Annotated in this window: 10 protein-coding genes; 7 read left to right on the forward strand and 3 right to left on the reverse strand. The window is 41.6% G+C overall.

Translation table 11 applies throughout. From position 1 onward, the window contains the following. Positions 1-97 precede the first annotated feature (97 nt). Both acnA and ACP14Y_RS03700 read left to right on the forward strand, forming a co-directional pair. Positions 98-2833: an aconitate hydratase AcnA gene (gene acnA, locus ACP14Y_RS03695; protein WP_424964416.1), complete on the forward strand. Its 2736-nt coding sequence runs from the start codon at positions 98-100 to the stop codon at positions 2831-2833. 97 nt (positions 2834-2930) lie between these two features. Continuing rightward, positions 2931-3752, forward strand: a complete 822-nt coding sequence (locus ACP14Y_RS03700) for a phosphopeptide-binding protein (RefSeq protein WP_424961624.1) — start codon at positions 2931-2933, stop codon at positions 3750-3752. A gap of 116 nt (positions 3753-3868) precedes the next feature. Here the strand turns inward: ACP14Y_RS03700 and ACP14Y_RS03705 are convergent, their stop codons facing one another. Continuing rightward, positions 3869-4951, reverse strand: coding sequence for a TolB family protein (locus ACP14Y_RS03705; RefSeq protein ID WP_424961625.1), 1083 nt, complete (start codon positions 4949-4951; stop codon positions 3869-3871). 41 nt (positions 4952-4992) lie between these two features. Here ACP14Y_RS03705 and ACP14Y_RS03710 point away from each other — a divergent pair, with 41 nt between their 5' ends. Then, the gene (locus ACP14Y_RS03710) at positions 4993-6219 is read left to right on the forward strand and encodes a M20/M25/M40 family metallo-hydrolase (RefSeq protein WP_424961626.1); all 1227 of its coding nucleotides are present in this window, start codon (positions 4993-4995) and stop codon (positions 6217-6219) included. Between the two features lie 122 nt (positions 6220-6341). On the opposite strand, the gene ACP14Y_RS03715 is transcribed toward ACP14Y_RS03710, so the two are convergent. Then, complete coding sequence (locus ACP14Y_RS03715) at positions 6342-8216, reverse strand: ATP-binding protein (RefSeq protein ID WP_424961627.1); 1875 nt, start codon at positions 8214-8216, stop codon at positions 6342-6344. 22 nt (positions 8217-8238) lie between these two features. Continuing rightward, the gene (locus ACP14Y_RS03720) at positions 8239-8595 is read right to left on the reverse strand and encodes a hypothetical protein (protein WP_424961628.1); all 357 of its coding nucleotides are present in this window, start codon (positions 8593-8595) and stop codon (positions 8239-8241) included. Between the two features lie 179 nt (positions 8596-8774). On the opposite strand from ACP14Y_RS03720, the gene ACP14Y_RS03725 reads away from it, so the two are divergent. From ACP14Y_RS03725 to ACP14Y_RS03740, 4 genes are all read left to right on the forward strand, one after another. Next, entirely contained in the window at positions 8775-10019 is a 1245-nt protein-coding gene (locus tag ACP14Y_RS03725; protein ID WP_424961629.1) for a TPR end-of-group domain-containing protein, read from the forward strand. A gap of 33 nt (positions 10020-10052) precedes the next feature. Continuing rightward, the gene (locus tag ACP14Y_RS03730) at positions 10053-10379 is read left to right on the forward strand and encodes a YciI family protein (RefSeq protein ID WP_424961630.1); all 327 of its coding nucleotides are present in this window, start codon (positions 10053-10055) and stop codon (positions 10377-10379) included. 145 nt (positions 10380-10524) lie between these two features. Then, positions 10525-11769 (forward strand): hypothetical protein, encoded by a 1245-nt coding sequence (locus ACP14Y_RS03735; protein ID WP_424961631.1) that lies wholly within the window; start codon positions 10525-10527, stop codon positions 11767-11769. A gap of 113 nt (positions 11770-11882) precedes the next feature. Next, positions 11883-14321 carry an ABC transporter permease gene (locus tag ACP14Y_RS03740; RefSeq protein ID WP_424961632.1) on the forward strand — a complete coding sequence of 813 codons (2439 nt, stop codon included), beginning with the start codon at positions 11883-11885 and terminating at the stop codon, positions 14319-14321. Positions 14322-14394 lie beyond the last annotated feature (73 nt).

Consider the following 14394-nt stretch of genomic DNA (forward strand, 5'->3'; position numbering starts at 1 on the left):
TTCGGGCTTTTTTGATTCGGCCTCACCAGAAACTATCCAAACCTTTTTCCTGTTTATCTTTAGAATCGTAAACCTTAAACCATTTAAATACAGATTTATGCCTCAGGATTTTCTAGGAATCGAAAAACAACTACCCAGTCAATTAGGAGAACACAAATACTTCAGCCTCTTCGAGCTAGCCAAGAAGAAGCCAGTCGTGAAAAAACTCCCCTACTCCATCCGTATTCTTTTAGAAAATGTCATCCGAAATTATGATGGTTTTGCAGTCACAGAGGATCACATTGAAACGGTGCTTAATTGGAAGGAAACTGCTGGAAAAAAAGATATACCTTATAGTCCTGCGAGAGTATTAATGCAGGATTTTACAGGCGTACCAGCTGTGGTTGATATTGCGTCAATCCGGGCAGAAGTAGCAAGAAAAGGAAAAGATACAAGTAAGACCAACCCTGTAGTGCCTGCCGATATGGTCATTGACCACTCAGTGGTCGTGGATCACTTTGGAACCGCAGATTCTTATCAGAAGAATGTAGACCTGGAATACGAAAGAAACGAGGAGCGATATAAACTGCTTAAGTGGGGGCAACAAGCGTTTACTAACTTCTCTGTGGTACCACCGGGCATGGGCATATGCCACCAGGTTAACTTGGAATATCTAGCGAAAGGAGTGATCGAAAGAGACGGATATTTATTTCCAGATACGCTTGTAGGAACAGACTCACACACTCCAATGGTCAACGGAATCGGCGTGCTTGGCTGGGGCGTAGGTGGTATTGAGGCAGAAGCAGCCATGCTTGGTCAGCCTATCTATATGATCCTTCCACATGTAATTGGACTGAAGATTACCGGAAAGATGAAGGAAGGCACAACTTCCACTGACCTGGTATTGACCATTACCAAATTGCTCAGAGATTATGGAGTAGTAGGAAAAATTGTAGAGGTTTTTGGTCCCGGACTGGAGAACCTGGCAGTAACTGACAGAGCAACCATCTCCAACATGTCTCCGGAATTCGGATGTACGGATACTCACTGGCCGATCGATGATCGTACGCTTGACTACATGAGAAACACCAGTCGTACCGAAGATCACATTGATATGGTGGAATCTTATGCGAAAACAAACATGCTCTGGAGGGATGATGATGCAGAGATTGAATACTCAGACGTAATTGAGCTGGATTTAGGCACGGTAGAACCTACCATCTCCGGACCGAAACGACCACAGGACAAAATCCTTTTGAGAGAGGCTAAGAGTAAAATGGTTGAGCTCCTCAAACAGCAGGGAAGAGAATATATAGCAATAAATAAACGCGTGGCTGATTGGGCCAACGAAGGTGGGCAGCCAGCACCTACGGTCAGCAACAAAAATGGAATAAGAAGTGTAGATGTTGAAATTGATGGGCAGACGCACTGCATATCAGATGCTTCTGTAGTGGTCGCTGCAATTACCTCTTGTACCAACACCTCAAACCCGAGCGTGATGATTGGTGCCGGTTTAGTGGCTAAGAAGGCTTCTGAACTTGGACTGAAAGTAAAACCATGGGTGAAGACATCACTCGCTCCCGGGTCAAGAGTAGTTACTGAATACCTCGAAAAATCGAAGCTACTCCCGTATCTGGAAGACCTGAAGTTCTTCACCGTAGGATATGGATGTACCACCTGCATTGGTAACTCAGGAGATATGATTCCGTCCGTACAAAAGGCAGTGATTGAAAATGACCTGATTGTTAGTTCGGTTCTTTCGGGAAACAGGAACTTCGAAGCTCGAATTCATCCAAACATTAAAATGAACTTCCTGGCTTCTCCTATGCTGGTGGTGGCTTATGCTCTTGCTGGTCATACGGATTTTGATATGAACAATGAGCCTTTAGGACAAACAAAGGATGGCAAAGATGTTTACCTGAAAGACATATGGCCATCCTCACAGGAAATCGATGAGGTAATGACGAGTGTCTTAAGCCCGGAAGATTATAAGAAGAATTACGAGACCATCTTCGCTGGAGATGATACCTGGAAAAACCTGGCTGCACCCAAAGGAAAAACCTATGAATGGGACAACAAATCAACTTATATACAGGAGGCGCCATTCTTCAAAAACATCTCTGAAGATGTACCAAATCCAGAGGACATAAAAGGAGCCAAAGTATTGTTACAACTCGGAGATATGGTGACTACCGATCACATCTCACCGGCAGGGAAATTCTTACCTGAACACCCGGCAGGAAGATATCTGGTAGATCACAAGGTTGAAAAGAAGGACTTCAACTCCTACGGTTCAAGAAGAGGAAACCACGAGGTGATGATGCGAGGTACGTTTGCGAACGTTCGAATAAAAAACAAGCTCGCTACCAGAGAAGGTGGGTGGACTACCTACATTCCTACAGGAGAAGAAATGACGGTGTTTGACGCCTCAATGAAATATCAAGAGGAAGGAACACCTTTGGTGGTCATTGGTGGTAAAGAATATGGCTCAGGCTCATCCAGAGACTGGGCAGCAAAAGGAACACAGCTACTCGGAGTTAAAGCAGTGATCACAGAAAGCTATGAGCGTATCCACCGCTCCAATCTGGTCGGAATGGGTGTGCTTCCTTTGCAATTCCAGGAAGGTGAAACCCAGGACACCCTTGGGTTGACTGGTAAAGAAACCTATGACATTGCAGGTATCTCTGAAAATCTTACCCCCGGCAAGCTGGTAGACGTAACTGCTACTAAAGAAGATGGTTCTAAGTTAGAATTTAAATCAGTAGTAAGATTGGATTCAGGAGTTGATGTGGAATACTACAAGCATGGTGGAATTCTGAACTATGTGTTGAGAAACTTCCTGAAGGACAATTGATCTGAAAACACGAATTGAAAAAAAACCGGATCAAAAGTCCGGTTTTTTAGTTGTAATGAACAGATAGTAATTTTAAACAAACTGAAACAACCTAAATATGAAAACGAACAAGCTTGGATTATTAACATTATTAATGATTGCCCTGATTGGGTTTTCATGCACTACATCTCAAAAATCGGAAGGTGAAGCAGATGAATCCGGTGAAGCGATGGAGGCTGAGTCGGATATAACGCTATCGAAAGCTCCTCCCTCACCTGAGTTTCCTCTCGCTAACCTCATTAAAAGAGGAGATGCAGCTGTCACATCAACAGATAGCTCTTTTGTAGTTAACTATACATTCGACGTTCAGGAATACGACCTAGGAGAACCAACTGAAGACTATGAGACACGCGGGATAGCCAACTCTGCAAAAGGGCAACATATTCACTTTATTGTCAATAATGGACCGTATTCTGCTCATTACATGAACAGTTTGAATACAGAGATTGACGCAGGTAATTATGTAGTTCTTGCTTTCCTATCCCGTTCCTATCATGAGAGTGTAAAAAGTCCGGATGCTTTTCACATAGAAAATCTGGTTGTGGGGGATGTGGAGCCGGATTCAGCAGACTTGACAGCTCCTCACCTATTCTACAGTAGACCAAAGGGTACATACGTCGGAGCGGATACTAAAAAAGTAATGTTGGATTTTTATCTATTGAATACTAGCCTTTCAGCAGATGGAAATAAAGTGCGAGCCACGATCAATGGAAATGAATTTATGATTGATGAGTGGGCACCTTACTACATCGAAGGACTACCGATGGGGAGAAATGAAATTAAATTAGAGTTGATTGATGCAGAAGAAAACCTTATTCCTGGTCCATTCAATTCTGTGGAGAGAGCGATAACATTGGAAGAAGCTCCTGAAGAAATGTAAGAAGAATTTAAATGCTTATAGAGTCGTCTCATTGAAAATGGTGGGACGACTTTTTTTTTACAACCAAGTTCCCCCTTTTTAAAAAGGGGGTGAGGGGGATTAGGTCATTTAAATTTTCAATCCACCCACTCCGCTACAAATAGATTCGTATCTCTCGTGCCACCATTATTTCGATTGGAGGCCCAAACCAAATACTTTCCATCAGGGCTAAACATGGGGAAAGAATCGAAAGTATCATCAAAAGTTACTTGCTCCAGCCCTGTCCCATCCAGATTGACCATGAAAAGATTGAATGGGAATCCGCGTTTAGAAGCATGGTTAGAACTAAACAATATCTTTTGTCCATCAGGTGTAAAGAATGGTGCCCAGTTGGCATTTCCTAAACTGGTGATTTTCCGTGCATCAGATCCATCAGCATTTGCAACATATAGTTCCATTTTAGTTGGCTGAACCAATCCCTGAGCCAATAGCTCTTTATACTCGTTGATTTCCTCCTCTGTCTGAGGTCGGGAAGCCCTCCACACAATTTTACTTCCATCGGGTGAGAAGAATGCACCACCATCATAGCCCAGTTCATCGGTAAGCTGCACGACATCCGAACCATCCAGATTCATTGTGTAAAGCTCCAGGTCACCGGATCTTGTGGAGGTAAAAATGATTCGATCTCCATTTGGAGAAACGGTTGCTTCCGCATCATAGCCTTCTTCAGACGTAAGCTGGTCGATAATATTTCCTTCCAGATCAGCCACAAAAATGTCATAACCTTCATAGATCGGCCATACATACTTATCAGTTCGGGGTGGAACAGGTGGACACAGGCTGTCAGCCAAATGCGTTGATCCATAAACGATCAAAGAATCTCCGGGTAAAAAATAAGCACAGGTAGTTCTTCCTAGTCCGATACTTACCATATTTGGACGTGTTCCTGTCGACGGATTATTTACGTCAAGAGTAAAAATCTGATCGCAAGCCACACCCCATTCAGAGTAGTCCGACTGAAATACCAAACTTTTTCCATCAAAACTCCAGTAGGCTTCCGCATTATTGCCTCCCCATGTAAGCTGACGCACGTTTTTCAAATGTACTTCCTGCTTATATCTGAGCGTATCTGTGGTTGTTTCCCCTGTTTCGGAATTGGTGGGTTGCTTACAAGAAATAATAGCAAGCCCTAGAAATAAAATCGTAAAGTTCTTCATCATTGGTATCTTCGAGGTGCGAATCTAACTCACAAAGCATTTGTATGAAAAAGCATTTATCACCTCTCTTATTGACGTTCGTTTTTTGTTTTTGCGAACAACCACAGCAGTACAATCCAATTGACTCAATATCAACAGATATTTCCATTCTTGCTAGCGACTCTCTTGCCGGGCGAGAGGTAGGAACACCAGGAGAAAAAATGGCCGCCGATTATATCGTAGCAGAGCTAGAAGCTGCTGGAGCCCGACCTAAAGGGACGGATGGCTATTATCAATCCTTCTTTGTGAAAGATGCAGATAACCCTCATGCTCAACCTTCGGAGGAAACTGGAGAAGATGGAATTACAGGTTATAATGTTGTTGGGATGATTGATAATCCAGGAGAAGAACTAGTGGTCATCGGGGCGCACTATGACCACCTGGGGATGGGCGGTTTTTCTTCCTTACACAGAGGAGAGCAGGCTGTGCATAACGGAGCAGACGATAACGCCAGTGGTATTGCTGCTATGCTTCATCTCGCAAGAGTGCTTTCTGAAAAAGAACTAAATAGAGATGTTTTGTTTATTGGATTTTCAGGTGAAGAGAAAGGTCTATGGGGTTCCAATTACTTTACAAAAAATCCTACTATCGATCTGTCAAAAGTCAACTTCATGATCAACATGGATATGGTAGGAAGGCTAGATGAATCTAAAGGGCTTGCTATCAATGGAACAGGAACCTCGCCTATCTGGAACTGGCTCTTGGATGAAGTGAATTCGGATAGTTTGAAACTCATCAAAAGTGAATCAGGGGTAGGTCCATCTGATCACACCTCATTCTATCTGCAGGATATTCCGGTTCTTCATTTCTTTACCGGTCAGCATGAAGATTACCATAAACCTGGAGACGATCCGGAAAAAATCAATGAAGAAGGAATCTTAACAGTAGCATCCATGATTGAGCAGATGATTGTATTGATGGATGATGACGAGCAAATTGCTTTCACGAAGACCAAAGATGAATCTGATAATCCTCGATTCACGGTTACGCTTGGTGTGGTGCCTGATTACATGTTTGATGGTGAAGGTATGCGCATCGACGGGGTAAGTGAAGACAAACCTGCCATTAGAGCGGGTATCGAAAAAGGGGATGTTGTTGTACAGCTTGGTGATAGCACTGTCACAGATATGATGAGCTATATGAGAGCACTCTCTGTTTTTAAGAAGGGAGATAAAACCACCGTTGTTATTGATAGAGGTGGAGAGAAGCTAAGTTTTGAGATTGAGTTTTAGGATCGCTTCGGACTAGTTATCTTCTTTTTGACTCGAGGAGTGCATCCCCATGGGTCAAAATGTTTTTTGTATTTGGCACTATTTCCCCCTTCGCCAAGGGGGAATGGTTTTCGAAAAAGGTACTACTTCTCCACAACCTCTTCTACGGACTCAAATAGTGGTAACCATAGAGTGAACGTTGTGCCTTTGCCTTCCTTGCTCTCCACCTCAATTTTTCCATTGTTCATTTCCATGAACTCATGCACCAGCTGAAGACCAAGTCCCAGTCCTTTCTCACCGGAGGTGCCATACGTGCTCTTTTTGTCCTGAAGCTGAAAAAGCTTTTTCAATTTGTCCTTTGGCATTCCTACTCCTGTATCATACACTTCGATCTTAGCTAAACCATTCTCTTCTGAGGCTCTTATGCCAACTTCACCTCCCTCAGGAGTAAACTTTAAAGCATTGTTTACAAGATTTCTCAAGATGGTCATCGTCGTATTTTTATCTGACCATAATTCCATGTTCTCAGGAACATCATTAACCAATTCAATGGATTTGCCCTGAGCCATGGTAGACAAAGTTTTTACCAGATCATCTGTCATATCCTTCAGGTTTAGTTTTTCCGGCACATTTGGAACATGACCTTGTTGCTGCATCGCCCAATTTAGTAAGTTATCCAGCAGCTTAGAAAGTTGATCTACAGATTCATCGATATGCTCGGTCATCTCCAACAGCTGATCTGTTTGCTTGGTTTGCACCATCATTTTGATCATCTGGCTGATCCCATTAAATCCAGCCACTGGGCTTCTGAGGTCATGGGAGATGATGGAGAAGAATTTGTCTTTAGTACTGTTGAGTCGTTCCAACTCTGCTTTCTGATCCGCTAGGATTTTATTGACCTTTGCTTTAGATCGGTAGTATTTGTATATAATAGCTGCGAGCACAATGAGGATAAATGCAAACGCACCAACAGCTATAGTGATAATCCGCTGCGTTCGTTTCTCAGCTGTCAGAAGATCCACCTCGGCTTGCTTTTGACCCACTTCGAATTCGGTGCGTAAATCGGCCATCTGCTGAACGGTTTCTATATCCGTGAGGCTGTCTTTATAAACCAAATAGCTTTCATGATAGCGAAGTGCATCATTTGGTTTACCCATCTTCTTATAAAGCTCATATAACTTTAAATATGCATCACGAATTTGCTGTCTAAGCTTATACTCCTTTGCCATATTAAGGCTTTCATGAGCATACCTTAGCGCCCTGTCATATTCTTGTCTCTCAAAGTAGATATCTGCCATGTAGGTATAAAAAATGGAGATGGCATAATAATCCTGATAGTCAAACAGAATTGAAACAGCCTTTTCAATTGAAGCCTCCGCCCCATCGTATTCTCCTAAACCTGCTAAAGCTAAACCAATATTGCCATGACTATATCCAATAGCCATTTCATTAGAAATAGACTCCCAAATAACCATTGCTCTTTCGAAGTAGGTTAAGGCTGTATCATGCCTATTTGTTATTAGGTATCCGTCACCAGCATTATTATAGGCAAGTGCTAATGCCCATTTTTCGCCAGAATGAAGACTATCCTTCTCATTAAATACTCCGATTGCTTTGTCATATTGAAGAAATGCATTTCTGAAATCATTGTTCTGCTTGTATACATCTCCTATAGCTGTATAAATTTCACTTCGGGTTTGGAGGTCATCTGCAAAATCAAGAGCCTCATAAAAAGTAGAGATAGCTTCAGAGAGGTTTCCTAGACGCTTCTCAGCATCCGCTTTATAATAAAGCGCATTGTAAAAGAAGATTGGTTGATTAGTGGCTTTGGCAAAAGCATAGAGTTCTTCAGCATACCCTTTTTGTTCCATTGGGTTACTTTCATAATACGCCAGCCTGCTCAGCACAATTCCTTTAACTGAATCACTTAATTTCTTAGAATCCAATATATGGAGCAGACTATCCACCTTTTCGTTCGACTGAGAAAAGGTGGAACCTGCCAGTAATAGAATTAACATGAAAACAGTCAGCCGCATTGATTTATGGTCTTCCTCCGCCTTTAAATTCCGGGTCGACAGTGATCGGCTTTCCTCCGCCATCAGGCTTAACACGTATGCTGTAAGCATCAACGTCAGACGTACTGGTTGTATCTTTTATGGTAACTACAACCGAATTAGAATCTTCACCTCTTTTTGATTTAATCAATTTCTTGCCTGATCCTTTTTCATCGATTTTTTGAATTTTTTTAATTCCATCCCCTCCGTGGAAAGTGACAGTATCTGTGCCATTCACAGTAGTAGATGGGCTTGAAGGACCAACGGGAGAGTAAGAGCCGCCATCCGTAGATGACCATTCAAGCGTTGTTCCATTGAGTCTCAGATAGATATCGTGATTCATTGTTAGTTTGGTTTTGTGATTAAAATATTATGCACCCAATATATCAAATGATAATGTGAATCAATGATGCTCGGATCAAAATTGTCACTACCTTTTTTGTCCTTCTATTCAATCCTTTTTACAAACGGTTAGTGGTTTTTCGATAAAAACCTGTTGTGAGGATGTTAATAAGATCAAATATGAAAAATGTAATTTACTCACTACTTATACTTAGCGCATTTGCCAGCTCGTCTCAAAGCCTGCGTGAACTCTACCAGGAAGGGCTCAAAGCCTACGACGAGAAAAACTACGAGCTTTTCACCGAAAAGATGTTCACTATAGACACCATGCGTCCTAATTACCCAGCTGTAGTGTACAATCTTGCCGGAGGATATGCACTCACCGGACAGTCATCTAAAGCACTTAAAACATTGGAGAAGTATATCCTAATGGACGCCACCCAGGATTTCTCTGAAGATGCAGATTTTACATCATTATTAGAGTTGGAGCGCTTCACAGCATTAAAGAAAAAACAAAGTGAACTCACAGAAACAATTGAACTAAAAAGGACCTATGAATTATCAATTCTCTCCTCTCACCCTGAATCCATCACATATTCAGAAAAACAAAAATCATTTTACATAGGAGGAGTGCGAGATGGAAGTATATGGGAAATGAAAGAAGGTCGGGAGCCTAAACTCTGGGCAGAATCCCCTAAAAATTCATGGTCAGTGATGGGGCTCCAGGTTTCTGCTGACGAAAAAACACTATGGGCTTGCACATCTTCAATGAACAATTATCAAGACTACAATCAAAGTGAGGAAGGCTTTGCCAGTGTTCTGAAATATGATTTGAAAAACGGCAAACTTCTAGAAACTTATGCTCTGCCGGGAGGACACAACTTTGGAGACCTGATCACAGACAAGTCTGGTAACATCTACGTTTCGGATGGTACTGCCAATAAGCTTTATTGGATCAGTGACAAGAAAGGAGAATTAGAAGAACTAGCTGATCTGTCAAATGACATTTTCAATTTACAAGGCTTGACGTTAGATGACACAGAGAAGAATCTATATCTCAGTGATTATATTGAAGGTATCTACCGATTCAATCTTAAATCGAAAGACCTGGAGAAACTGAAAATCAAAGGAGATGACATTCTCATTAAAGGGATTGATGGTCTGTACTTTACTGACAATTCACTCATCGGACTACATAATGGAACTAATCCGAATCGGGTGATAAAGTACAAGCTTTCAGAAGATAGAAATGCAATTATCGGTAAGGAGGTCCTGGCTCAAGGTGGTGTTTTAGGGGAACCAACACAAGGCGTATGGATAGATGGGTCATTGCATTTTATCATGAATAGTCCATGGGGTGCATATGACCAGGATGGAAATTTCAACCCTGAGAGCAAATCAGTTAATATTGGGGTTATTGAATAGTCGATTTCTAGTGCACTCATTCGTCAATCACGTATGTCAGAATACCTAATAATAATAGCTGCTGAAAACGAGCGTGGCATATCCCCCTCAGAAGAACAGCATTGTATTATCCAATATGGAAAGTGGGCAGAATCCCTTGCAGATAAGCATATTGTGGCCAGACGACTTTCCTTGAAAAGTGGTGAACTGATTCCGTGTAAAAATTCTGTAACAACAGATGGTCCATTTGTAGAAGCCAAAGAGCTAATTGCAGGATTTGTATTGATCGAGGCTAATGATCAAACCGAGGCAAATAAAATAGCTTCCTCTTGTCCACTCAATGATTATTTTCAGCTATTTGTGAAAGCTGTGAACCAGTAACCCCACCCCGGCAACTTCTTCTATGGTATCGCGTATGTACTATGTATTGACAAGTACTAATCAATACAAATAAAAGAAACCATTGGTGCAACCTTTTGTCATTGAAAGGCATCAAACCAAAAAAGAAAACCTAAACTCAAATACTATGACTGGACTAAAAAGCTATTTCAAATCGTTTCTGGCCACATTCGCACTCCTTGCCTTTATCTCCGTCTCTGCTCAGGATGAGGGATTCATCTATGGAAAAGTTACAACCGAAGACGGTGACGAGTACGAAGGACCTATTCGTTGGGGGAAGGAAGAAGTCTATTGGACGGATATGTTCAATGCTTCTAAGCGAGAAAACAAAAACCTTGATTATCTATCAAGCAGAGAGCTCGATGAACTTGAAGATCGATATTATGATAATGACAACCTCATCTCTAGATTCGTAAACATTTCCTGGGACGATAATGACGGTCGTTTTGTGCACGAGTTTTCTACTGAATTTGGAAATATTGAGGCTTTAAGAATTCGCTCAGGCAGCAGAGTGGAAGTGAAACTAAAAAATGGTGAATACATCGAAGTGGATGGATCCGGATACAATGATATTGGGACCAAAATCACTGTGCTGGATCGGGAGCTTGGAAAAATCAGACTCTCATGGAGCAATCTGGAAGAAATCGAGTTCCTGCCTACTCCATCAAACCTTGATGAGAAATTTGGTGAACCTCTATATGGCACAGTAATCTGTGACCTGGGAGAATTTACGGGATTTGTTCAATGGGATCATGATGAGCGCGTAGGAACAGACATTCTGGATGGTGAGGAAGATGGTGATGATTATGAGATCGCATTCGATAAAATTGAATCAATCGAGCGAGATGGTTACAGCAGTAGTATCGTGCGATTAAAATCAGGACGCACGCTTGATTTACGAGGTACCAATGATGTGGATGATGATAATAAAGGAATCATTGTAACACTAAAAGGTTTGGGACGAGTGGATATCGACTGGGACGAATTTGATCGTGTAGAATTCAGGGATGCACCAAACAGTGGACCAGCTTACAGCTCATTTTCTTCTCCCAAGAAAATCAAAGGAACTGTTCAAGTTGACAATGGAGATCGTCATTCCGGAGAGATCATCTATGACCTGGACGAAGAATACACGTTTGAGCTGCTTAATGGAGAAAAAGATGATGTAAAGTTCATCATACCTTTTTACAACATTAAATCAATAGCCCCAAGAAGATCTGATGAAGCAGAAGTCACTCTCAAAAGTGGCGACAGTATCATTTTGGAAGATGGACAAGATGTGAGTGAAAAGAACCTGGGCGTGCTAATCAAAACCGGATCAGACAGAGTGTATGTTCCGTGGGATCGGATCGATAAAATCACATTGGACTAATGAATTGGTTGATTTTCGGATGCTCCCTTTAGGACTGGGGTAGAAATCTAAGAATCATACATTTAATAAAGGATTAAGGACTAAAACTAACTCAAAGGACAAAACTCAAGGCCATGTTAAAGAACTATTTCAATGTTGCAATACGCAACCTATTCAAACACAGATTCTACTCGCTGATAAATATTTTAGGATTATCCGTTGGGCTTACCTGCTTTTTGATGATCTCTTTATATGTAGTAGATGAGCTTAGCTACGACACCTTCCACACAGATGCGGAAAGAGTTTACCGCATGGATTTTACCGGAACAATCAATGGAACCGAATTTATAACTGCTTTGGCAAGTGCACCTGCAGGACCAACCATGCCTGTCGAATTTCCAGAGGTTGAGGAATCTGTACGGCTAAGAAGCACCGGAAACTGGATCATTAAAGCCAAAAACACAGAAGATGCTTACAATGAGGATGCAGTCGTATATGCAGATAAGAATTTTTTTACATTTTGGGACTTCAATCTAATTTCCGGTAATCCGGAGACCTGTCTGGAACGTCCTAATACATTGGTTCTAAGTGAATCATTGGCGTCTAAATTATTCGGTGATGAAGATCCAATTGGCAAAATCGTGGTGTTAGATAATAACGATGACTGGGAAGTAACCGGAGTTTACGAAGACATGCCTTCCAATTCTCACTTCCATTACGAAATGTTACTTTCAATGGAAAGCAGGGAAGAGGCCAAATCAACCATGTGGATGAGCTTCAATTTCAATACGTATTTGAAACTTCAGGAGGGGTACGATCCTAAAGATTTGGAAGCAAAATTTCCCGGATTAATTGAAAAGTACATCGGCCCGGAGATCCAAAATTTTATGGGTGCGTCTATGGAAGAGTTTTACGAAGCGGGTAATGATGCCGGTTTCTATCTATTTCCACTCTTAGATATCCATCTTAAATCTGATAAATTGGGTGAACTTACGGTGAATGGAGACATGAAATATGTCCTGATTTTCACTGCCATTGCCATGTTCATACTGATACTGGCGTGCATCAACTTTATGAATCTGTCGACAGCAAGATCCGCAGGTCGAGCAAAAGAAGTAGGTGTCAGAAAAGTCATGGGTGCCTATAAAAGTCAGCTGAGAAAGCAATTCCTTACTGAAGCTTTTTTAATCACATTCATATCCATACTTATCGCCTATGGTCTTTCATTTCTATTGTTAGGGCAGTTCAACGAACTGGCAGATAAGGTAATGAATTTCAATGGCCTTCTTTCTCCGGCCTTTCTTGTGATCATGCTGGGGGTTTTGATAGTTGTAGGATTCCTTGCAGGAAGTTATCCCGCTTTTTTTCTTTCAAAATTCCGACCGGTGGAAGTGCTTAAGGGCAAACTCAATCTCGGGCTGAAAGGTGGTGGACTGAGAAGCACCCTTGTGGTCCTACAATTCTGTGTGAGCATCATCATGATCATTGGCACAGCGATCGTATATCAGCAACTATCATACATTCAGAATAAGAAACTCGGATACAGCAAGGATCACATTTTAATGATTCATGATCCATGGTTGATGGATGATAAGGCAGATTCGTATAAAAACGAAGCACTTCAGCATTCCAATATCCTTGCAGGTACCATGTCTAGCTTTTTACCTGTAAATACGGCTAATAATAATAATGCCTGGTTTCCCGGTTCTAATGCGACTAAAAGTGAGACATATATTTTTCACGAATACCGAGTGGATCATGATTACATGGAAACGCTGGGTATTGAAATGAAAGTAGGAAGAAGTTTCTCTAAAGATTTTCCAAGCGATAGCTCAGCAGTAGTACTCAATGAAGCTGCGATGCATAAACTGGGATGGACAGAAGAAGAAACCGTAGGGAAAACGATATCCACTTTTGATGGGTTTCAGGATAGCGTATACGCGGTATCATACAAAGTGATCGGTGTAGTGAAGGATTTCCATTTCACCTCACTCAGAGATCAAATAGAACCGCTCATTTTTGAATTAGGAAGAAGTCGTGGCTTTGTTTCGTTCAAAATCACCAGTGAAAATATGTCGGCAACTATCAACTTCCTTGAAGATAAATGGAATGAATTTGCGCCTAGCCAACCGTTCGCCTATAGCTTCCTGGATGAGCGATTCAATGAAATGTATGAGAACGAGCAGAAGCTCGGGAAAATATTCGGAGTGTTTGCATTCCTTGCCATTTTCATCGCTTGCCTGGGATTATACGGGTTGGCCGCTTTCACAGCAGAACAGAGAACCAAAGAAATCGGTGTAAGGAAAGTATTAGGTGCTTCTATTATGAGCATCATCACACTTCTTTCAAAGGAATTTTTAAAGCTGGTAGGGATTGCTTTTATCATTGCAGCGCCTGTCTCCTATTATTTTATGAATGAATGGCTTCAGGATTTTGAAAACAGAACCAACATCAATGTTATGATTTTCATATTGGCTGGAGTAGTAGCTCTGGTGATTGCATGGGTCACCATGAGCTTCCAGTCATGGAACGCAGCTCGGGTAAATCCGGCCAGATCATTGAAAGACGAATAAATTCACCTACTCTACTATGGGCCCACCCCATCTTGGGGTGGGCTTTTTTACCTGGAGCAACTATCTTGGATAA

The sequence above is a fragment of the Ekhidna sp. genome (assembly GCF_965247405.1).
In the GTDB taxonomy this organism is placed as follows: Bacteria; Bacteroidota; Bacteroidia; order Cytophagales; family Cyclobacteriaceae; genus Ekhidna.

Bases quoted from the DNA above. Each gene is read 5' to 3' on its own strand.
- ACP14Y_RS03710 (WP_424961626.1), top strand. From the start codon at position 4,993: ATGAAAAAGCATTTATCACCTCTCTTATTGACGTTCGTTTTTTGTTTT.
- ACP14Y_RS03715 (WP_424961627.1), bottom strand. From the start codon at position 8,216: ATGTTAATTCTATTACTGGCAGGTTCCACCTTTTCTCAGTCGAACGAA.
- acnA (WP_424964416.1), top strand. From the start codon at position 98: ATGCCTCAGGATTTTCTAGGAATCGAAAAACAACTACCCAGTCAATTA.
- ACP14Y_RS03730 (WP_424961630.1), top strand. From the start codon at position 10,053: ATGTCAGAATACCTAATAATAATAGCTGCTGAAAACGAGCGTGGCATA.
- ACP14Y_RS03740 (WP_424961632.1), top strand. From the start codon at position 11,883: ATGTTAAAGAACTATTTCAATGTTGCAATACGCAACCTATTCAAACAC.
- ACP14Y_RS03700 (WP_424961624.1), top strand. From the start codon at position 2,931: ATGAAAACGAACAAGCTTGGATTATTAACATTATTAATGATTGCCCTG.
- ACP14Y_RS03705 (WP_424961625.1), bottom strand. From the start codon at position 4,951: ATGATGAAGAACTTTACGATTTTATTTCTAGGGCTTGCTATTATTTCT.
- ACP14Y_RS03725 (WP_424961629.1), top strand. From the start codon at position 8,775: ATGAAAAATGTAATTTACTCACTACTTATACTTAGCGCATTTGCCAGC.
- ACP14Y_RS03720 (WP_424961628.1), bottom strand. From the start codon at position 8,595: ATGAATCACGATATCTATCTGAGACTCAATGGAACAACGCTTGAATGG.
- ACP14Y_RS03735 (WP_424961631.1), top strand. From the start codon at position 10,525: ATGACTGGACTAAAAAGCTATTTCAAATCGTTTCTGGCCACATTCGCA.